This is a genomic window from Flavobacterium sp. JLP (genome assembly GCF_015350755.1).
Classification (GTDB): Bacteria; Bacteroidota; Bacteroidia; order Flavobacteriales; family Flavobacteriaceae; genus Flavobacterium.
Genome location: NZ_JADKPS010000006.1, coordinates 283,826 through 305,359 on the forward strand (window position 1 = coordinate 283,826; position 21,534 = coordinate 305,359).

At 33.3% G+C, this 21,534-nt stretch carries 22 protein-coding genes; 13 read left to right on the forward strand and 9 right to left on the reverse strand.

All coding sequences use genetic code 11. The features are described from left to right. Positions 1 to 178: 178 nt before the first annotated feature. Positions 179 to 1,606, reverse strand: a complete 1,428-nt coding sequence (gene hisS, locus IRZ83_RS15575) for a histidine--tRNA ligase (protein ID WP_029272663.1) — start codon at positions 1,604 to 1,606, stop codon at positions 179 to 181. 215 nt (positions 1,607 to 1,821) lie between these two features. Here hisS and IRZ83_RS15580 point away from each other — a divergent pair, with 215 nt between their 5' ends. Further along, complete coding sequence (locus IRZ83_RS15580; RefSeq protein ID WP_035667237.1) at positions 1,822 to 3,066, forward strand: ABC transporter permease; 1,245 nt, start codon at positions 1,822 to 1,824, stop codon at positions 3,064 to 3,066. A 76-nt stretch (positions 3,067 to 3,142) separates the two neighbouring features. Here the strand turns inward: IRZ83_RS15580 and prmC are convergent, their stop codons facing one another. Both prmC and IRZ83_RS15590 read right to left on the reverse strand, forming a co-directional pair. After that, on the reverse strand, positions 3,143 to 4,006 hold the full coding sequence (prmC, locus tag IRZ83_RS15585; protein ID WP_029272661.1) for a peptide chain release factor N(5)-glutamine methyltransferase: 864 nt from the start codon (positions 4,004 to 4,006) through the stop codon (positions 3,143 to 3,145). Positions 4,007 to 4,086: 80 nt separating this feature from the next. Beyond that, the gene (locus IRZ83_RS15590; RefSeq protein WP_194570118.1) at positions 4,087 to 4,572 is read right to left on the reverse strand and encodes a GNAT family N-acetyltransferase; all 486 of its coding nucleotides are present in this window, start codon (positions 4,570 to 4,572) and stop codon (positions 4,087 to 4,089) included. A 110-nt stretch (positions 4,573 to 4,682) separates the two neighbouring features. Here IRZ83_RS15590 and ribD point away from each other — a divergent pair, with 110 nt between their 5' ends. The 3 genes from ribD to IRZ83_RS15605 all read left to right on the forward strand — a co-directional run bounded on the left by ribD (position 4,683) and on the right by IRZ83_RS15605 (position 7,083). Next, the gene (gene ribD / locus IRZ83_RS15595; protein WP_194570160.1) at positions 4,683 to 5,732 is read left to right on the forward strand and encodes a bifunctional diaminohydroxyphosphoribosylaminopyrimidine deaminase/5-amino-6-(5-phosphoribosylamino)uracil reductase RibD; all 1,050 of its coding nucleotides are present in this window, start codon (positions 4,683 to 4,685) and stop codon (positions 5,730 to 5,732) included. Further along, positions 5,725 to 6,327: an HAD family hydrolase gene (locus IRZ83_RS15600; RefSeq protein WP_194570120.1), complete on the forward strand. Its 603-nt coding sequence runs from the start codon at positions 5,725 to 5,727 to the stop codon at positions 6,325 to 6,327. Before ribD ends, IRZ83_RS15600 begins: the two co-directional genes overlap by 8 nt. 123 nt (positions 6,328 to 6,450) lie before the next feature. Further along, positions 6,451 to 7,083: an IMPACT family protein gene (locus IRZ83_RS15605; protein WP_194570122.1), complete on the forward strand. Its 633-nt coding sequence runs from the start codon at positions 6,451 to 6,453 to the stop codon at positions 7,081 to 7,083. Between the two features lie 31 nt (positions 7,084 to 7,114). Here IRZ83_RS15605 and IRZ83_RS15610 read toward each other — a convergent pair whose 3' ends face one another. After that, positions 7,115 to 7,519 carry an acyl-CoA thioesterase gene (locus tag IRZ83_RS15610; protein WP_194570124.1) on the reverse strand — a complete coding sequence of 135 codons (405 nt, stop codon included), beginning with the start codon at positions 7,517 to 7,519 and terminating at the stop codon, positions 7,115 to 7,117. Positions 7,520 to 7,706: 187 nt separating this feature from the next. On the opposite strand from IRZ83_RS15610, the gene dnaA reads away from it, so the two are divergent. From dnaA to scpA, 9 genes are all read left to right on the forward strand, one after another. Further along, positions 7,707 to 9,134, forward strand: coding sequence for a chromosomal replication initiator protein DnaA (gene dnaA / locus IRZ83_RS15615; RefSeq protein WP_029272655.1), 1,428 nt, complete (start codon positions 7,707 to 7,709; stop codon positions 9,132 to 9,134). A gap of 9 nt (positions 9,135 to 9,143) precedes the next feature. After that, positions 9,144 to 9,611 carry a low molecular weight protein-tyrosine-phosphatase gene (locus IRZ83_RS15620; RefSeq protein ID WP_194570126.1) on the forward strand — a complete coding sequence of 156 codons (468 nt, stop codon included), beginning with the start codon at positions 9,144 to 9,146 and terminating at the stop codon, positions 9,609 to 9,611. Positions 9,612 to 9,682: 71 nt separating this feature from the next. Continuing rightward, entirely contained in the window at positions 9,683 to 10,396 is a 714-nt protein-coding gene (locus IRZ83_RS15625; RefSeq protein ID WP_194570128.1) for an SAM-dependent methyltransferase, read from the forward strand. Between the two features lie 56 nt (positions 10,397 to 10,452). Next, complete coding sequence (locus tag IRZ83_RS15630; protein WP_194570130.1) at positions 10,453 to 11,580, forward strand: methionine aminotransferase; 1,128 nt, start codon at positions 10,453 to 10,455, stop codon at positions 11,578 to 11,580. 75 nt (positions 11,581 to 11,655) lie between these two features. After that, positions 11,656 to 12,537, forward strand: coding sequence for an SDR family oxidoreductase (locus IRZ83_RS15635; protein WP_029272651.1), 882 nt, complete (start codon positions 11,656 to 11,658; stop codon positions 12,535 to 12,537). 266 nt (positions 12,538 to 12,803) lie between these two features. Next, positions 12,804 to 13,412: a uridine kinase gene (udk, locus tag IRZ83_RS15640; protein ID WP_194570132.1), complete on the forward strand. Its 609-nt coding sequence runs from the start codon at positions 12,804 to 12,806 to the stop codon at positions 13,410 to 13,412. A 100-nt stretch (positions 13,413 to 13,512) separates the two neighbouring features. Further along, complete coding sequence (locus tag IRZ83_RS15645) at positions 13,513 to 13,839, forward strand: FtsB family cell division protein (protein WP_029272649.1); 327 nt, start codon at positions 13,513 to 13,515, stop codon at positions 13,837 to 13,839. Between the two features lie 16 nt (positions 13,840 to 13,855). Beyond that, entirely contained in the window at positions 13,856 to 15,220 is a 1,365-nt protein-coding gene (locus IRZ83_RS15650; protein ID WP_194570134.1) for a methylmalonyl-CoA mutase subunit beta, read from the forward strand. A 43-nt stretch (positions 15,221 to 15,263) separates the two neighbouring features. Beyond that, positions 15,264 to 17,399: a methylmalonyl-CoA mutase gene (gene scpA / locus IRZ83_RS15655; protein ID WP_194570136.1), complete on the forward strand. Its 2,136-nt coding sequence runs from the start codon at positions 15,264 to 15,266 to the stop codon at positions 17,397 to 17,399. Between the two features lie 51 nt (positions 17,400 to 17,450). On the opposite strand, the gene IRZ83_RS15660 is transcribed toward scpA, so the two are convergent. The 5 genes from IRZ83_RS15660 to dapF form a co-directional block, all read right to left on the reverse strand. Then, a complete protein-coding gene (locus tag IRZ83_RS15660; protein ID WP_029272646.1) occupies positions 17,451 to 18,098 on the reverse strand; it encodes a hypothetical protein in 648 nt (215 codons plus the stop codon). 99 nt (positions 18,099 to 18,197) lie between these two features. Then, positions 18,198 to 19,061, reverse strand: coding sequence for a DUF2279 domain-containing protein (locus tag IRZ83_RS15665; protein WP_228520708.1), 864 nt, complete (start codon positions 19,059 to 19,061; stop codon positions 18,198 to 18,200). 59 nt (positions 19,062 to 19,120) lie between these two features. Further along, a complete protein-coding gene (mltG, locus tag IRZ83_RS15670; RefSeq protein WP_029272644.1) occupies positions 19,121 to 20,161 on the reverse strand; it encodes an endolytic transglycosylase MltG in 1,041 nt (346 codons plus the stop codon). Between the two features lie 10 nt (positions 20,162 to 20,171). Further along, positions 20,172 to 20,705 (reverse strand): GNAT family N-acetyltransferase, encoded by a 534-nt coding sequence (locus IRZ83_RS15675; RefSeq protein WP_029272643.1) that lies wholly within the window; start codon positions 20,703 to 20,705, stop codon positions 20,172 to 20,174. Between the two features lie 29 nt (positions 20,706 to 20,734). Continuing rightward, complete coding sequence (gene dapF, locus IRZ83_RS15680) at positions 20,735 to 21,517, reverse strand: diaminopimelate epimerase (protein WP_029272642.1); 783 nt, start codon at positions 21,515 to 21,517, stop codon at positions 20,735 to 20,737. Positions 21,518 to 21,534: the final 17 nt, after the last annotated feature.

The following is a 21,534-nucleotide window of genomic DNA, read 5'->3' on the forward strand; positions in this document are numbered from 1 at the left end:
GGAAAAACCTTTGCTTCAAACAGTTAAGGTATAATTTTTTATTTCATCCAGATTTAAAAAGATTTACGCAGATTTATTTTATAAAACAATTAAATTAAATCTGGTCGAATCTGCAAAATCCGCTTAAAAAAAAATCTAAACAATTCTTTTAATCTGTGGCAAAACCATTTACCACAAATTATGCCAACAAAGCATTTTTCAACCCTTCGAAATCCACAGAAACTTGTTCGCCTGAAACTAAATTTTTAAGCGAATAGGAATTTGAAGCAATTTCCTGATCACCGGCAATTACGGCAAACGGAATCAAACGTTTATCTGCATATTGAAATTGTTTACCCACTTTTACGTTATCTGGATAAAGCTCTACTTTTATATTTTCTTTTCTCAATTTCTGGATAGCTTGAGAAGCGTATAAAGCTTCCTTATCTCCGTAATTAACAAATATAGCTTTTGAAGTCGCTGCAACGGTTTCCGGAAACAACTGCAATTCTTCTAAAACCAGATAAATACGATCTAGACCAAAAGAAATCCCGACACCGCTCATATTTTTCAAACCAAAAATACCCGTCAAATCGTCGTATCTTCCACCGCCTCCAATAGAACCCATTGAAACTGTTTTTGGTGCCGCTACTTCAAAAATAGCTCCTGTGTAGTAATTTAAGCCACGCGCTAAAGTTACATCCAGATCTAAAGTTGCAGTTGACAAACCTAAAGCCGCCACATTGTCGCAAATAAATTTAAGTTCTTCAACTCCTTTCATACCCTCTTCTGATGAAGCCAATAAATTTGAAAGCTGACTAATTTTAGCTGCAAAAGTTCCATTAAAACTAAAAAGTGGCTGAACTTTTACCAAAGCTTCTTCTGAAATACCTTTTTCGATCATTTCTTTTTTAACTCCGTCTTCACCAATTTTATCTAGTTTATCTAAAGCAACCGTAAAATCGATTAATTTATCTGAAGCCCCAATAACTTCAGCAATTCCAGATAATATTTTTCTATTATTTATTTTGATGGTAACACCTTCTAAACCTAAAGAAGTAAAAACAGTGTCATATAATTGTACCAGTTCTACTTCCTGCCACAATGATTTTGATCCCACAACATCGGCATCACATTGATAAAATTCTCTGTAACGCCCTCTTTGTGGCCTGTCTGCTCTCCAAACCGGTTGAATCTGATATCTTTTAAACGGAAATTCAATTTCATTCTGGTGCTGTACCACGTATCTTGCAAACGGAACTGTTAGATCATAACGCAATGCTTTTTCTGAAATTTTTCCAGTGAACTTATTCAATTCAATTCTTTGATTCAAATCAATAGTTTCAGCAGAATTAACTTGCAGCGATTCTATAGACTCCGGCAGTTCAATTTTGTTTTTATTAAAAAAGAAATTACCTGAATTCAATATTTTAAAAATCAAACGATCGCCTTCTTCTCCATATTTCCCCATTAAGGTATCTGAATTTTCAAACGAAGGAGTTTCAATCGGCTGAAAACCAAATTTCTCAAAATTATTTTTTATGGTCTGAATAATATATTGACGTTTTGACACCTCTGCAGGCGAAAAATCTCTTGTTCCTTGTGGTATGCTTGGTTTTGAAGCCATTTTTTTTAGATTATTAGTTTTTTGGATCTTTAGATTCTTAGATTGCTTTTTTACTTGAAATCTTAAATTTAATGATCTTAAGATTATAGGAATTTTTCAAATTTTAGATTTCTCTTAAATTCTAATCGAGTGCAAATATCTTATTTTTTAAAATAAATATTGGCAGTTCGAAAACAAACTTGTAACAAAAAACGTATTTTCGTGACAAATTGGTCATGATGCTAAAATTATTTAAAGAAAATATCCGAATTGCTTTTGGTTCTATCAAAACACAATTATTGCGAACCATTCTTACCGTTTTAATTATCGCTATCGGAATTACCGCTTTGGTTGGTATTCTTACCGTTGTAACTGCGCTCGAAAATACCGTTTCGACCAATTTTGCTTCTATGGGAGCAAATACTTTCAACATAAATCAATACGAAAACAATCTTAAAAATCGCGGTGGAAATGAGCGTGAAATTATAAATCCGATCATTTCTTACCCAGAAGCTGTTGCTTTTAAAAATAAATACAAATATCCTTTTACCGAAACTTCGCTGTCTTTTACAGCAACTTCAACAGCAGAAGTAAAATATGGAGATAAAAAAACAGATCCTGAAATTACGATTGTGGGAGTCGATGAACATTTTATCTCGAACTCAGGTTTAGAAACTACTTTGGGCCGTTCGTTCAATCAATTTGATATTGATAATAATACGTATTCTTGTATTGTAGGTTCTGATTTCGAAAAAGGTTTATTGAAAGATGTGAATCCGATTGACAAAATCATTTCAATTCGCGGAGCACGTTTTAAGGTTATTGGCGTTTTAAAAGAAAAAGGTTCCACTTTTGGACACAGTCAGGATTTACGTGTTTTAATTCCGATTCAGGTAGCGCGTTCTTTATTTACTGCTCCAAATATCAATTACACAATGAGTGTCATGGTTTCTAAAAAAGAACTTTTAGATCCTGCGATTGATAACGCGACCAGCACAATGAGAAGAGTTCGTAAATTGAATCCGGTTCGTGATAATAATTTTGGAATTGGCCGAAGCGATGATTTAATTAATCGTATTCTCGGAATCACGCAATATTTAGGCTGGGCTTCCTGGATTATCAGCATCATTACAATTTTAGGATCGTCGATTGCCTTGATGAACATTATGATTGTTTCGGTTACAGAACGCACTCGAGAAATTGGCGTTAGAAAAGCATTAGGCGCAACAAAAATTACAATTTCAGTTCAGTTTTTTATCGAAACTTTATTAATTGGACAAATTGGAGGTTTGGTTGGAATTGTATTGGGAATACTTCTTGGTTTTGCAATTGCAACAGCAATGAGTTTTGCATTCGTCATTCCGTGGACCGCTATTTTTGCTGCTTTCGCTACCAGTTTTGCTGTTGCGATTGTGTCAGGATTATATCCGGCAATAAAAGCTTCGCAATTAGACCCTATTGAGGCATTGCGTTACGAATAGTTTTTTTTTTCTAGTTTACAGTCCTCAGTTTACAATTCTTACTGAGAATGTAAACTGAGACTGTAAACTCTAACTACTAAGTTCTGGAAACCTTGCAGGAAATCATGCGGTCGTTATCGTAAATATCTTTTCGAAGATCAATATTTATAAAATCCATTTTTCCCAATAAATCAATCATTTCTTTTCCTAAATATTGATTGATTTCAAAATACAATTGTCCGTTTTCTAAAAGATTATTTTGAGCCAGCGATGCAATCTTTTTATAAAAAACCAAAGCATCATTATCTTCTACAAAAAGTGCCAAATGGGGTTCATAATCCAGCACATTCTTTTTGATTTCTTCTTTTTCTAAATTGCGTACATATGGCGGATTTGAAACAATCACATCAAATTGACATTTTAGTTCGTCAGTTATTAAAATGTCCTGAAAAATAAAAGTTACTTCTACATTATTATTTACAGCATTTCTTTTGGCCGTTTCTATCGCTTTTTTCGAAACATCAATAGCATACACTTCTGCATTTGGCAAGTTTTTAGCCAATGAAATTGCAATACAGCCACTTCCGGTTCCGATATCAAGAATTTTTATCTTTTTAGATTCATCAATTTTTTTATTTTCATTGATAATCCATTCGACTAATTCTTCCGTTTCTGGTCTTGGAATCAAAACATGCTCATTTACTTCAAAATCTAAACCATAAAAATTGGTTTTTCCCAATAGATATTGAATCGGCACTTCCTTTTTTAATTGATTTAACAAGGAATTCCAAACCACAAAATCGCTTTCCGAAAAATTCAGCTCATGATTTAAAGCCAAATCAATTTGTCGCAGCTTGTGCTTGTCTTCTAAAATTAAATAGAAAAAACTCTCCGCTTCATACGCATCGTAAAAAGGCGATAATTCTTTTATAAAATGAGTACGGTATTGTTTGATTCTCATTACGGGTTTTTGAGTATTATTTTTAGCAAAGCCAATTTATTTCAAATAAGTATCGCAAAACAAATTCTGTTACAATTTGTCTACAAAACTTTCAACATCCAAACAGGGCAAGAACTGTGCCCAGTACAACCTAATGGCGTATCTAAATATTCAAAACCTGATTTTTTATATAATTTTTGAGCCGCATGCATAAATGGCATCGTTTCTATATAACATTTTTCAAAACCAAAATTTCTAGCTTCTTCCAAGCATTTTTCCATCATTTTACTTCCAATTCCTAAACCGCGTGTCTCTGGCAAAAAATACATTTTTTGAAGCTCACAAATTTTAGGATCCCCATTTTCTAAAGGCGCAATGCCAGCAGAGCCAACAATTTTTCCTTCATTTTCAACCACAAAATAAACAGATTGAGATTTATTGTATTCTTCAAACATCAAATCTAAATACGGATCTTCATATGCCGTGCCCACTTTAGGAATTTCCATTTCATCAAAAACGGATCTTATTAATTGTGCAACTGCCTGATTGTCTTCTTTTTTAATCTCTCTGATAATCCAATTCTCCATATTTCGTTTATTAGTGTAATGTCACACAAAAGTAAAAATACTTTTTTGAAAGTAGGCCAACTATAACATTAACTATCGTGACTAAACTCAAAAATAACTACTTTTGTATCGTGAATCTACATGAAAAATACATAAAACGCTGTATTGAACTTGCCAAAAATGGTTTTGGAACAACGTATCCAAATCCGATGGTAGGAAGCGTAATTGTATATAACGGCCAGATTATTGGCGAAGGCTGGCACAAAAAAGCTGGAGAACCACATGCAGAAGTAAATGCCGTTCGATCTGTAAAAGACAAATCACTGTTAAAAAAAGCAACTATTTATGTGAGTTTAGAACCTTGCAGCCATTTTGGAAAAACGCCTCCTTGCTGTGATTTGATTATTGAAAATAAAATCCCAAATGTGGTTGTTGGAACAGTAGATCCTAATGAAAAAGTTGCTGGAAATGGAATCAAAAAATTACTAGAAGCTGGAGTAAATGTAACGGTTGGCATTTTAGAAGATGAATGTAACGAACTCAATAAACGCTTTTTTACTTTTCATCAAAAAAAGAGACCTTATATTATATTGAAATGGGCTGAAAGTCAAGATGGTTTTTTGGCACCAGAAAAAGAACTTAATCAAGAAAGAAAACCAGTTTGGATAACCAATACGTATTCAAGACAATTGGTACATAAATGGAGAAGTGAAGAACAGGCTATTTTGGCAGGAACGCAGACTGTTATTGACGACAATCCGAAATTAAATGTTAGAGATTGGGCAGGAAATAATCCGGTACGAGTTATTTTAGATCAGAATAACCGAATTTCTCGAGACAGTTTTATTTTTGATGACAGTGTAAAAACCATTGTATTTACAAAATCAGAAATAAGCTTTTCAGCAGAAAAGACGAGCTTTGAAGTAATCGATTTTAATCAAAATATAATACCGCAAATTTTGACTGTTTTGCATCAAAATCAAATTCAGTCTATTATTATAGAAGGCGGTTTAAAAACTTTACAATCTTTTATCGATCAAAACACTTGGGACGAAGCCCGAATTTTTATTGGAGAAAGTATTTTTAATAAAGGAACAAAAGCGCCAATTCTTCAAAAGAAAACCATAACTAAAACCCATATTCAAAACGACGAATTAATATACGTTAGAAATCATGATTGATACTATAATTTTTGACTTTGGAGATATTTTTATCAATTTAGACAAACAAGCTACTATTTCAGGATTGCAGCAATTAGGTATGACCGAATGGAATGCAGAATTAGATCGTTTAAATCTTTTGTTTGAAACTGGCGATATTTCGCATGATGATTTCATAGGAGGTTTTCAAAAAGAACTGCCAAATGCTTCTGTTGAAGAAATTCTCAAAGCCTGGAATGCTGTTTTAGCCGATTTTCCTTTATATAGATTAGAATTCCTTCAGATGCTTTCAAAAAAATACCGTTTGTTTTTATTGAGCAATACGGATTCTATTCATATTGAAACTTTTGAAAATAAAAGCGGTGTTTCGTTTTACAGCGATTTTTACCAATGTTTTGAAAAAGTTTATTTTTCCTTTGAAATTGGAATGCGAAAACCAAATGCTGAAGTTTTTCAATATTTAATCAACAAACATGAATTGTCTCCAAAACGAACTCTGTTTATAGACGACAAAAAAGAAAATACAGATTCTGCAGCATCTTTAGGTTTGCATGTATGGAATTTACAAGTTGGACAGGAAGATGTGGTCGATTTATTTGATAAAAAAATACTTTAGCTTATTTTTATCTTCCCCGAAGATTTGCAGATAAAGCAGATATTTAAAACTTCTTATAAAAAAAATCTGCAAAATCTGCAGGAGAAAAGGTTCAGCAACAAAATTTAATCTAGAAATTTACTTTTGGAATATAACGACACCTATAAAACCATTGCTTTTGAATCTGAAGAAATACTTTTTAAAGAAAAAGGAAGCAAATTTTTTGGCTACGCTTTTCCTATAGAAACTGAAGATGAAGTAAAACCCATTATAGAAAGCTTAAAAAAACAACACCCGCACGCTGTTCATTTTTGTTACGCTTATCAATTAGGTTCGGCTCCAAAAATATCATATCGCGCCAATGATGATGGAGAACCCAGCAATACGGCGGGCGCACCTATTTATGGCCAAATTCAGTCTTTTGGGGTAACGAATGTTTTAGTTGTTGTGGTTCGGATTTTTGGAGGAGTTAAATTAGGCGTAGGAGGTTTAATCACAGCTTATAAAACAACCGCACAAATGACACTTGATGTTTGCGAGATTGTCGAAAAGACAATCGATGTTCATTTTTTAATTTCTTTTGATTACAAGAACATGAATAAAGTGATGCGTGTCATTAAAGAAAAAAAACTTGAAATTACTTCTCAAGAAATGGAAATAGATGAAATTTCTGGATTGCCAATTGGAAAAATTATGACAAAAACGCGAAAAAAAAATGCCGAATCAGTATTCGACATTTTTGATTTAATGTTTGAAATTGACATCAAAACTATATAATTTGATATAAATTTGCACTTCCTTTTAACAATTATACTAGTGTTTTAAATAATTCTAAAATATAATCTGGCGGAGCCGTTGGACGGCCTGATTTTAACGAAATAAATACTAAAATAAACACGGCAGTTGTTAATAACTCGTTCGCTTCATTATAGATTGCGCAGTCGAATTCAATCTTAACCGATGACTGACTTTTGAAAGCAGTATGAATCGTAAGAAGCTCATCATAACGCGCAGATTTTTTATAATTTATTTGCATCGAAACAATTGGAAGGCCAATACCGCTTTCTTCCATACTTTTATACGAAATCCCTTTGTTTCTAAGCCATTCCACGCGTCCGATCTCGAAATACGGAATGTAATTTCCGTGATAAACAACTCCCATTTGATCCGTTTCTGAGTAACGTACACGCACTTGCGTTTGATGATTTTTCATTATTTATAGATTAAAAAATTTAAACTTCTTAAAGTTCACGTACAACATTTTTTTATAAAATTAGACCCCAAAATATTTTTTTTTACAGAAATTTGTTCACATATTTGTTATCCCGAAATACGGAATAAAATTGCTCCCTTTTTATTAGGAGAATCTTTATCAATAATAAAAAAATTTAATTGAATCTATGACTAAAACTGCTCAATCGGTATGGGAAAACTGTTTGTCCTTTATAAAAGACAATATTCAAGATCAAGCCTATAAAACTTGGTTCGAACCAATCAAATCAGTTGAGCTAACCGACAACGCGTTATATATTCAAGTTCCAAGTAAATTTTTCTACGAATGGCTAGAAGAACATTACGTTAAATTATTGAAAGTTGCGCTTACCAAAGAACTGGGAAAAAATGCAAAGTTACTTTATAAAATTAAGATGGAGAACACTTATGGCAATAAACAACCGTTTACCGAACAGTTGCCAAGCGCCAACAGAGTGCCAATGAAACCGCAAGAAGTTGATGCTCCGTTTAAAAACTTAAATCCTGAGCTTAAAAACCCGTTTGTAATTCCTGGAATCAGAAATTTAAAAATTGAGTCGCAGTTAAATGCAAACTACAGTTTTGATAATTTTCTTGAAGGAGATTCTAACCGTTTGGCTCGTTCCGCTGGTATGGCTGTGGCCAACAAACCTGGAGGAACATCATTTAATCCGTTATTAATTTTTGGAGGAGTTGGTTTAGGAAAAACTCACTTAGCACACGCTATTGGTGTTGAAGTAAAAGATAAATATCCTGAAAAAACGGTTTTATATATTTCTGCCGAAATTTTCACACAACAATATATTGATTCGGTTAAAAAGAATAATCGTAATGATTTCATTCACTTTTACCAGTTAATCGACGTTTTGATTATTGATGATGTTCAGTTTTTATCAGGGAAATCAGGAACTCAGGATGTATTTTTCCATATTTTTAATTACTTGCACCAAAACGGAAAACAAGTAATTTTAACTTCGGATAAAGCTCCTGTAGACATGCAGGATATTGAGCAAAGATTATTATCTCGTTTTAAATGGGGATTATCTGCTGAATTGCACCAGCCAGATTATGAAACTCGTATTTCAATCTTAAAAAACATTCTATACCGCGACGGTGTTGATATGCCGGAAGACATTATTGAATATGTTGCCCGTAATATCAAAACTAATGTTCGTGAACTTGAAGGAGCTATTATATCATTGATCGCTCAATCTTCTTTCAACAAAAAAGAAGTTACAATTGAGTTAGCGAAAAGTGTTGTAGAAAAATTTGTTAAAAACGTAAAGAGAGAAATCTCTATCGATTATATTCAAAAAATTGTGTCTGATTATTTTCAGTTGGATATTGAAACGCTTCAATCCAAAACTAGAAAAAGGCATGTTGTTCAGGCGAGACAATTGGCCATGTTTTTTGCAAAGAAATTTACTAAAGCTTCTTTGGCAAACATTGGTTCACAAATTGGAGATCGCGATCACGCTACAGTATTACACGCTTGTAAAACAGTTGACAATTTAGTTTCTACAGACAAACAATTCAAGAAATTTGTCGAAGACATCAACAAAAAATTAACGCTATAAACGCGAATCATGCCAGTAAAAATTTTAATGGTTTGTTTGGGAAATATCTGCAGATCACCATTAGCTGAAGGTATTTTAGCATCTAAATTACCAAAAGACAAATTCATCGTTGATTCAGCCGGAACTGGATCTTGGCATGTAGGTCACTCACCTGACAAACGTTCAATAGCCGTCGCTCAAAAAAACGGTTTATGTATTGACAATCAAAAAGGAAGACAATTTAAAACTTCAGATTTTGATGAATTCGATTATATCTATGTTATGGATAATTCGAATTATCGTGATGTCATTCATTTAGCAAAAACTCCAGAACACGAAAGCAAAGTTCATCTTATTTTAAACGAATTATTTCCGGATGAAAATGTAGATGTTCCCGATCCTTACTTTGGCGCTGTAAATGGTTTTGATAATGTTTATCAAATGCTAGACGAAGTTGCTGAAATAATTGCTTCTAAACTCATCAAAAAACACTCGTAATTTAATTTGTATTTCACTTATACCTTTATAAATGAAATACATTTTTGTTTTAAACTATAAAATATCAAAAAATGAAACTTCTAGGAAAACTATATTTAATTCCAACGACAATGGGCGAAAGCGATCCGATGGATGTTTTACCTCAAACAGTAAAAAGAAGTATCGATTTTATAGATCATTATATTGTTGAAAACGAAAAAACAGCCAGAAAATCAATAAAAGCGGTTTCTCCAGACAAAAAACAATCAGAACTTATTCTTTTTACACTAAATAAAAGAACAGAGCCAAGCGAACATTTAGACTTCATAAAACCTTTATTAGAAGGAAAAAATGTGGGACTAATGAGTGAAGCCGGTTGTCCCGGCGTTGCAGATCCCGGTGCTGTAATTGTAAAATTGGCACATGAAAAAGGAATTCAGGTTGTGCCCTTAGTTGGTCCTTCTTCTATATTATTGGCTATGATGGCTTCTGGAATGAACGGTCAAAGTTTTACTTTCAATGGCTATTTGCCAATTGATAAAGACGAGAAAAAATCGGCATTAAAACATTTTGAGAAATTATCTCAGGATAAAAACCAATCGCAGATTTTCATAGAAACTCCTTATAGAAACAATAAATTAGTTGAAGATATTTTGCAGATTGTAAATCCTTCAACACATTTATGTATTGCGACAGATATAACTTTGCCGACAGAGTTTATAAAAACAATGCGTATTGCAGATTGGAAAAAATTAAAAGTTGATTTGCATAATCGACCAACGATTTTTATTATTCATAAAATGTAATTGTAAAAATTGCCTTATATTGTACTCACAAGTTTTTCGCTAATCAAAACTTTATCATGAGTAAACTCCCAAACATAACCACAAGCATTTTTACGGTAATGTCTAAAATGGCAGCTGAATACAATGCAATTAATCTTTCGCAGGGATTTCCTAATTTTCCTGTTGATGAAAGATTGACATCCATTGTGGCAAAAATCTCGAAAGAAAACGTACACCAATATACTCCAATGGCCGGTTATCCGCCATTGATGAATCAGATTACGAAGCTTATTCAGAGTTCTTACAAAAGAACAATTAATCCTGATTTAGAACTTTTGGTTACCGCCGGCGCAACGCAAGGCATTTTTACTTCAATTTTAGCTTTAGTAAAAACTGGTGAGGAAGTAATTATTTTAGATCCTAGTTATGATTCTTATGAATCTCCGGTATTATTGTGTAATGCAAAACCAGTTCGAGTGGCTTTAAATGATGATTATACGCCAAATTGGGAAACGATCGAAAAAGCCTGTTCTGCAAATAGCAAAATGATTATCATCAATAACCCTCATAATCCGACTGGAAAAATATTAACGGAAACTGATTTCCTTCAATTAGAAAAAATACTTTCGAGGTATCCTGATATTTTAGTTTTATCTGACGAGGTTTATGAATATATTACTTTTGAAGAAAAACATATTTCTGCTCATACCAAAGAATTTCTTTTGAATCGTTGTATTATGGTTTCTTCTTTTGGGAAATCATTTCATATTACCGGCTGGAAAATTGGTTATACCGTTGCTCCTGAATATCTAATGAAGGAAATTAAAAAAGTACATCAGTTTTTGGTTTTCAGTGTAAATAGTATTTCCCAAGTTGCTATTAGTCAATATTTAGATATTGTTGATGTTAATCTTCTTGGAAAATTCTATCAAGAGAAACGAGATTATTTTCGCAAACTGCTTCAAAATAGCCGTTTTGAGTTGAAACCTTGCGAAGGAACTTATTTTCAAGTCGCTTCTTATGCAAATATTTCTCAAGATGATGATGTTAGTTTCTGTAAAAAACTAATTACAGATTACGGTGTTGCTGCAATTCCTATTTCCACTTTTTACTCAGATCACAAAGACCAAAAATTAATACGCTTTTGTTTTGCGAAAGACAATTTCACATTAGAATCGGCTGCAAAAAAATTATGCGATATATAAATTTTATCAAAAATTTATAACATTATTATGCATGCATCCTATTTATTTAATTAATATTGTAATAAAAAGAAAAATATGAGCTATACAGATAAAATGTTGCGCGATGACGCCTTAAAAGGAAAAGTCATTGTAGTTACAGGTGGCGGAAGTGGTTTAGGTAAAGCAATGACTAAATATTTCTTAGAATTAGGAGCTCAGGTGGCGATTACTTCTAGAGATTTAGAAAAACTTAAAACTACAGCAGCTGAACTAGAAAGTGAAACTGGCGGAAAATGTTTACCAGTTCAATGTGATGTTCGTCATTATGAAGAAGTTGAAAACATGCTTCAAGAAGTTTTAAAAGCTTTCGGAAAAGTTGATGTTCTTTTGAACAACGCTGCCGGAAATTTTATTTCTCCAACAGAACGTCTATCTGCAAATGCATTTGATACTGTTATAGATATTGTATTAAAAGGTTCTAAAAACTGTACGCTTGCTTTTGGAAAACATTGGATCGATACGAAGCAAACATCGGCAACTATTTTAAATATTGTAACAACTTATGCCTGGACAGGTTCAGCTTATGTTGTCCCTAGTGCTACTGCAAAAGCAGGAGTTTTAGCCATGACAAGAAGTTTGGCTGTAGAGTGGGCAAAATACGGAATTCGTTCGAATGCAATTGCTCCGGGACCGTTCCCTACAAAAGGCGCTTGGGACAGATTATTGCCAGGCGATCTTGCTGAAAAGTTTGATATGGCCAAAAAAGTGCCATTGAAACGTGTAGGTGATCACCAAGAATTGGCCAATTTAGCAGCATATTTAGTTTCTGATTTTTCTGCTTATGTAAATGGGGATGTTATCACAATTGATGGTGGTGAATGGTTAAAAGGCGCAGGCCAATTTAATTTATTAGAAGCCATTCCAGAAGAACTTTGGGATCAGCTTGAAATGATGATTAAAGCAAAAAAGAATAAATAATTTTACGTGCTTACTAAATTCAGAATATTTTATTAAAACTATACTGACTGCACTAAATCCCGACAGCAATGCTGTCGGGATTTTTTTATATTTTAATGATAATCATTTTAACATATAAGCAATATAAGTTCAGCTAAGTACTATTTTAGTTAAACATTTTGCTGCTTATATTTACTTACATTACTTATATGGTTAAATGCATTAATATGTTTATTCAATTCACTTAAATTATTATTTTTGCCAATCAAATATCAAACAAAAAACATATGCTCATTATTGGAATTGCAGGAGGAACAGGAAGTGGAAAAACAACAGTAGTACACCAAATCATGAACGAATTGCCAGACACTGAAGTTGGGGTGATTTCTCAGGATTCATACTATAAAGAAACCCATAATTTGTCGTTTGACGAAAGAGCATTAATAAATTTTGATCACCCGCGCGCAATTGATTTTGAATTATTAGAAAAACATTTAAAAGCATTAAAAGCAGGCGAAACTATTGATCAGCCTGTTTATTCTTTCATTCAACATAATAGGACTGATGATACTGTTTCAACACATCCAAGAAAAGTAATGATTGTTGAAGGCATTTTAATTTTGACAAATCCAGAACTTCGTGATCTTTTTGATATTAAAATTTACGTTCATGCAGATTCTGACGAAAGATTAATTCGCCGTTTAAAACGTGATATCTCAGAACGAGGACGTGATATCGATGAAGTTTTGACACGTTATCAAAACACCTTAAAACCTATGCATGAGCAGTTTATAGAGCCATCAAAGGCTTTTGCTGACATTATTATTCCAAACGATAAATACAACACTGTAGCTATTGATGTGGTTCGTGCTGTAATTAATCAGCGAATTTCATAATTTTTATCGTAAATTTATTCCAGAAAAATAAGAGCTATCCTGATTCTTATCTCGATAGCTCCGATTTAAATCTTAAACAGTAATTGTTAAACAAACTGAAATGAAAAATCCATATAAAGACAAAAAATGGTTCAAACTCCTAAGCAACAAATATGTTTGGGTTTTACTATTTTTTGTAGTTTGGATGCTATTTTTAGACAATTACTCTTATTTTGACCATCGTTTTTTAGATGGTCAAATCAATGAACTTCAAGACAATAAAAAATATTATCAGGAAGAAATAAAAAAAGATCAGGAACAGATCAAACAGCTTAAAAATCCTGAACAAATAGAAAAATATGCTCGCGAAAAGTACTTTATGAAAAAAGACAGCGAAGATATTTATATCATTCAATTTGAAGGAGATACGATTCAAGAAAAAGAATAATCAGAAAAAACACCAAATGGCCACTACCCTATTCGACGATTTTAATCCGATTTCATCCAAACAATGGAAACAAAAAATTCAGTTTGAATTAGATGGAGCCGAATACAACCAAACTGTTATTTGGAATTCTCCAGAAGATATTCAGGTTAAACCTTTTTACCATAGAGATGAATTTTCGACTGCCGCTCCGGTAAAAACAAATGTTTCAAACTTTAAAATCTGCCAAAACATCTTTGTTTATGATGTCGAGAAATCGATTCAAAGAGCTATTAATACTATTGAAAGAGGAGCTGAAAGTTTACATTTTACCATTCAAAACGAAAAACTTGACATTCAAAAATTATTAGAAAACCTTCCTTTAGAAAACAGAACTGTTTACTTTAATTTGAATTTTATTTCAATCGATTTCGTAAAACTATTAGACATGATTTCGATTCAAAAAAAAGCAACCTTTTACTGTAACATGGATCCAATTGGCTACTTTGCGAGAGAAGGGAATTGGCTTGCAACCTCCGATAAAAATAATTTTGAAACACTTGAAAAAATTTCAAAAGCCACAACAAACATTTCACTCTTAAGCATTGATTTAGGATTGTATCAAAATGCTGGAGCAAATATTACACAGCAAATTGCTTATAGTTTAGCGCATGCCAATGAATATTTAAACCGTTTGCCAACTATAATGAAACCAATTGTTTTTCAAGTTTCTGTAGGAACAAATTACTTTTTTGAAATTGCTAAACTTCGCGCATTGCGAATGCTTTTCAAATTAATTGCAACCGAATATAATGCCGAGATCGATTGTCATTTATTGGTAACTCCAACTAAACGAAACAAAACGATTTACGATTATAATGTCAATATGCTTCGAACAACAACAGAATGCATGTCGGCAATTTTGGGCGGTGCTGATGCAGTAGCTAATTTGCCTTACGATGCGCTTTATCATAAAGACAATGAATTTGGCGACCGGATTGCACGAAATCAGTTATTGGTTTTGAAACACGAAAGTTATTTTGATAAAGTTGATAATCCTGCTGATGGAAGTTATTACATTGAAAGTCTAACCATGCAATTGGCTGAAAAAAGTTTAGCTTTATTTAAAGATATTGAATCCAATGGAGGATTTTTAAAACTTTTAAACGACGGGACAATCAAGAAGAAGATTCAAGAAAGCGCTTCTAAAGAACAAGAATTATTTGATTCTAAAAAAGAAGTCTTATTGGGTACAAATAAATACCCAAACAAAGAAGACAAAATGAAACACGATTTAGAGCTGTTTCCATTTGTAAAAATAAAGCCGAGAAAAACATTAATTACACCAATTATAGAAAAAAGATTAGCTGAAAAACTGGAGCAAGAACGATTAGAACTTGAATAATCTTTAAGAAGTAATTAATAAAACCACAAAACAAAGTGTCTCAATGATAAGAAAAGACCTTAAACATATCAATCTTCAAAGTCAAAAGTCAAAAATCGAAAGTCAAAATTTTGACACTTTGACAGATAATTTTACAACTGCCGAAGGAATCGAACTTAAAAAACAGTATTCTGAGAAAGATATCGAAGATTTAGAGTTTTTAGATTTTGGAGCTGGATTTGCGCCAAATTTACGTGGACCCTATGCAACAATGTATGTAAGAAGACCTTGGACAATTCGCCAGTATGCCGGATTTTCTACAGCGGAAGAAAGTAATGCTTTTTACAGAAGAAATCTGGCTGCAGGACAAAAAGGCCTTTCAATAGCTTTTGATTTACCTACCCATCGCGGTTACGATTCAAATCATGAGAGAGTAGTTGGCGATGTTGGAAAAGCAGGAGTTGCTATAGATTCGGTTGAAGATATGAAAGTGCTTTTTGACCAAATTCCGTTAGATGAAATGTCAGTTTCGATGACGATGAATGGTGCTGTTTTGCCCATTATGGCATTTTATATTGTTGCAGCTGAAGAACAAGGCGTTGCAATCGAAAAATTATCTGGAACAATTCAGAATGATATTTTGAAAGAGTTTATGGTGCGTAATACATATATTTACCCGCCAACTCCGTCAATGAAAATTATCGCTGATATATTTGAATTTACAAGCAAAAAAATGCCTAAGTTCAATTCTATCTCTATTTCAGGATATCACATGCAGGAAGCAGGAGCTACAGCCGATATCGAATTGGCTTATACTTTAGCAGATGGCTTAGAATACATTAGAACTGGACTTTCAACTGGAATGACCATTGATGAATTTGCACCAAGATTGTCTTTCTTTTGGGCAATCGGAATGAATCATTTTATGGAAATTGCAAAAATGAGGGCCGGCCGAATGATTTGGGCGAAATTAATACAGCAATTTAATCCTACAAGCGATAAATCTTTGGCTTTAAGAACACATTGCCAAACCAGTGGATGGAGTTTAACAGAACAAGATCCGTTTAATAATGTGGCCAGAACTTGTATTGAAGCAACGGCGGCTGCTTTTGGCGGAACACAATCCTTACATACCAACGCACTTGATGAAGCGATTGCTCTGCCAACCGATTTTTCAGCCAGAATTGCACGTAATACACAAATATTTTTACAAGAAGAAACGAAAATAACCAAAACTGTCGATCCTTGGGCCGGAAGCTATTATGTTGAAAGTCTGACGAATGAAATCCTAGAAAATACTTGGAAACTAATTGAAGAAGTAGAAGAACTTGGCGGGATGACAAAAGCCATCGAGGCCGGAATTCCCAAACTTAGAATAGAAGAAGCTGCCGCTAGAAAACAAGCGAGAATAGACAGCGGACAAGATATTATTGTTGGTGTTAATCAATTTAGATTAGAAAAAGAAGATCCTTTGCATATTTTGGATGTAGACAATCAAATGGTTCGAAAACAGCAAATTGAGCGACTTGAAGAAATAAAAGCAAAAAGAGATACTGAAAAAGTAAATCGATCATTAGAAAAATTAATTCTTTGTGCAAAAACTGGTCAAGGTAACTTATTAGAGATTGCTACTGAAGCCGCTCGAGACAGAGCTACATTGGGCGAAATCAGCGATGCTTTGGAAAGTGTTTTTGGCAGGTATAAAGCACAAATTAAATCCTTTAGCGGTGTGTATAGTGCAGCAATAAAAAATGACGAGAATTTTGAAAAGGCAAAACAATTAGCGAATGCTTTTGCAAAACAAGAAGGAAGACGTCCTAGAATTATGATTGCTAAAATGGGACAAGACGGGCATGACCGAGGTGCAAAAGTAGTTGCAACAGGTTATGCAGATGTAGGTTTTGATGTAGATATAGGGCCTCTTTTTCAAACTCCTGCCGAAGCTGCTAAACAAGCCATTGAAAACGATGTCCACATTTTAGGTGTTTCTTCATTAGCCGCAGGACATAAAACATTAGTCCCTCAAGTAATAGAAGAACTTAAAAAGCACGGACGCGAAGACATTATGGTAATTGTCGGCGGTGTAATTCCGGCGCAAGATTACCAATTTTTATTTGATGCAGGTGCCGTTGCTGTTTTTGGCCCAGGAACTAAAATCAGTGAAGCGGCGATAAAAATTCTAGAAATTTTAATTGACTAATTGCCATAAAAAAATCCCGAATTATCGGGATTTTTTATTTTGCTTTAATTCTTAATCATTTATTGTTGCATTACTATCTGCTTCAATGTGAGAAAGATCATAACCTCCAAAGGCTTTCATATAACTTCTTAATGAAGTACCATAGGCATCTCTAAAACGTCTACTCCCCTTATTTTTAAAGAAGTTTTTTACTGAACCAGCGCCTCCAAGATGTGCTGCTGCTAAAATACCAGATTCGGTGATTTCGACACCGCTAATGATTTTTCCTTCGTACCTTTCGATTTCATTACGTAAAATCCATTTGTTTTTGGACAATAACGCAATAAAAGCTTTTTCTTGTAAAGCAGGATCTTTTAGAAAAGCTTTACCATTTCGAACACCAATAGATCGTAAGGCTTGAGAACCAAATTGGTATTTCCCCATGTAACCCAATGAATTTACCAATCGGTATTTTCCTTGAGATTCTTTGAAAGCAACGGCTTCTTTAAAACCTATAAGATGCTTTCCTGTAAATGGGATGTTTAAATTGTTTAAAATAGGATAATCATCCTCTTGTTGCGATGGAAATAAGTATTCGGCTCCATCTGTTTTTTCTGTGAGAAACCACGGTTTGGTTTCCAGATTAAAGGGTTTAAAACCCAAACTCAAAAATGTAATAATAACGATCAAACTCGCATAAAAATACCACTTCTTTATCATAAATTGTTTTTCTTCAAATCACTGTCACCTCTTTGAAATTTCTACGGTGCAAAGATAAGAAAAACAAAACAATACTGAAAATCAAATAGTTAAGCGTTTTTAGAAATAGAACGCATGTGCTTTAAGCCCTTTATTGGCGCTATATTCGAGAGTTGGAGCAGGAATTTTTAAGGTGTTAAAAACAGAAAAAATAGTTTTCAAAAAATGCGATTTTGTTTCAATTTTCGTCAAATTCACATCAAAACTAAGATAAATCTGACGAAATCTTTCTGGGTTTTGAACAGAAACTGGATTATCATTTTGTAAATTTCCTGTTAACATTCCATCAGCTCCATATCCAAAAGCAATATTTAACCACTTCGGAATTTTGCTTTCTTTTGCAAAAGAATAAAGGTTGACAGAAAGCCAATAAGTTTGTCCGTTATAATCTTTTAAAAGCTGTTCATTTAATGAACTTCCTAAAACTTCAGGACGTAGATTTGCATATTTTGTAGTGTGAAAAGAAAATTTAGGAGTAATTCGCTGTTCTTTCCAAAGTAATTCTTGAGAAACGTATAAGGCTGTTCCTGTTGCATTTGCAATTAAATCTCCAGAAGAAGCTCCCCATTCTGATGAATATCCATCTAAAACTTCAACAGCAGTTAAAAATGCAAATCCTAATCCGGCACCGTAAACAAGTTGATTTTTTTGACTTGCACCGCTCCAATTTAACATTTCAGCACCAAATCTTCCTAAATGATAAGCAGAATACATATGCCCTACTTTATCCATCTGAAGCCATTCGTTATTATCATTTATAAAATGAAAATTAGACTGCGGATAATCAGCATACCAAAGCTGATTCAAACCAATTAAGGTAACCGAAGCCAGAGCAGCCTCAGTTACTATAACGGTATTTTGTCTTTTTTTATTTAAAGTATCGGAGGGAGTTAAAAAAATTTCGAATTTGCTTTGTGCTTTCAAAGAATGAAAACTCAAAAAAAATACTGCCGATAAGAGAAGGAAATGTTTAAAATTCAAAACTATCTTGTTACGCCTTGACTAGCAATCCAGTCTGAATATTTTTTTGCATTAATTGTATGCTGCTCATAAGTTGATGCAAATTCATGATACCCAAAACGTTCTACACTCGCGCAAAAATAAATGTAATCGTTTTTTTCAGGATTTAAAACTGCATCAAGAGCTGTAATATCTGGCATTGCAATTGGTCCCGGAGGAAGTCCGATATTTACATAAGTATTGTAAGGAGATTTCATAACCAAATCATTATAAAATACTCTTTTGATAACCTGATCAAAATTATTGTCTCTTAATTTTAGAGCATAAATTACTGTCGGATCAGCTTGCAAAGGCATTGCTAAACGCAAACGGTTTAAATAAACTCCAGCAATTCTAGGTCTTTCATCTTTTTTAACTGATTCTTTATGAACTATTGAAGCCAAAATAGTTGCCTGAACTGGTGTTAAGCCTTGTTTTTTAGCTTTTTCGATTCTTTCAGCAGTCCAAAAATTATGGTATTCTTTGATCATTTTATCACGGAATTTCTCTGCAGACGTATTCCAATAAATTTCATAAGTATTTGGAATAAACATCGCAAATACATTGTCTTCATTAAAGCCGTTTGCTGCCATAAAAGTCGAATCTTTTATTGCTTTCATTAAAGACAAACTGTCTGCTTCGATTTCAGAACCTACTCTTCCAGCAAAATTTTCTAGACGCTCTTGATTGTTAAAAGCCAACTTTACAGGAACATTAGAACGCATTGCACGTACCAAATCGATGTTATTCATATCTTTTTTAAGTAAAAAACGACCTGATTTTACATTATCTGGATAACTTCTTTTGCTTGCTACCATTTCGAAGTTTTCGAAATTTTTAATGTAAGGCTCTAATATTTTTTTTACATCTGTATAATTTGCTCCAGTCGGAACATAGACGTATAATTCTTTTTCCTCAAATTTAGTGTTGGCACTAAAAATTCTGCTGATTAAAATAAATCCATAAATCATTAAAACTGAAATTACGGCTACGGCAGTTATCGTGATAATTTTTTTTAAGCTCAAAGTTTTAAATTTAAATTTGTTTATTAATTAACTGGAACATTGCTTCGTCTTGATAGTGGTTGCGCAGCAAAATCCAATCTTTTTTAATTCCTATTTTCTCAAAACCAAATTTAGTAAAAAGAGCTATACTTGCTACATTTTCTACACTAATATTTGCATAGAGCTGATGTAAATTTAAATTATAAAAAGCATATTTAATCAAAAGCCCTAAAGCTTCAGACCCAACATTTTGTCTTTTATTTTCATCTTTTTGAATCACAATGCCAACTCCGGCTCTATTATTTTTAGGATCAAACTCAAATAAATCAATTAATCCGATAGCCGGAAAATCTTCATCTTGACAAATGGCCAGACGCAATTGCTTTGCCTCATAAATATCCTGTTGGGCGTTTTCGAGATACTGACGAACCAAAAAACGGCTATAAGGTGTGTATGTATTACTAACTTCCCAAATGCTTTGATCATTTTCCATGGCATAAACAAACTCCAAATCATTAGGTTCGAGTGCCCTCAGATAAATATTGTCGCCTTTGAGTGTTATCATTTTTTAATTTTAGATTGTGATTTTAGATCTTATATTTCGATTGTTCCTTTGAAAACAAATTTAGCTGGTCCGGTTAAGAAAACATTCGTGAAGTGATTTCCATCTTTATCAAAAGAAACTACCAATTTTCCGCCTTCAACATTCAAGTTAATTGAAGTTTTATCAGTCTGCCCAATAGCGTTCATCGCAATGGCAACTGCTGTTGCGCCTGTTCCGCAAGCAAGAGTTTCGTCTTCAACACCTCTTTCATAAGTACGAAGAGAAAAAGTACTGTCGTCAACCTTTTTTACAAAATTGACATTGCTTCCTTTTTCACCATATAATTCTCCATAGCGAATTGCAGCTCCGTTTTCTTTTACATTATAATGTTCTAAATCATCTACAATTTGAACATGATGTGGAGAACCTGTATTTAAAAAAGTATAAGAATCTTTTTGCTGTACTTCATCAACATCAATCATTTGCAAAGAAATAATAGCATCTTCACCTACTGAAGCATGGTGTAAGCCATCTGTTGCAATAAAAATTGTATTGTTTTTAATGACGCCTAATTGATTGGCAAAAGCTACTAAGCATCGCCCGCCGTTTCCGCACATCGAACTCTGATTTCCATCAGAATTGTAGTAGACCATTTTAAAATCAGTGTTAGGATCATTTTCAAGTAAAATAAGCCCGTCAGCTCCAATACCAAATCGTCTGTCACACAAACGTTCAATTAATTGTATGTTCTCTTTTGGGAAAAAATTAGTACGATTGTCAATCATCACAAAATCGTTGCCCGTGCCTTGATATTTATAAAATTCTATTTGCATTTTTCTTCTATTATATA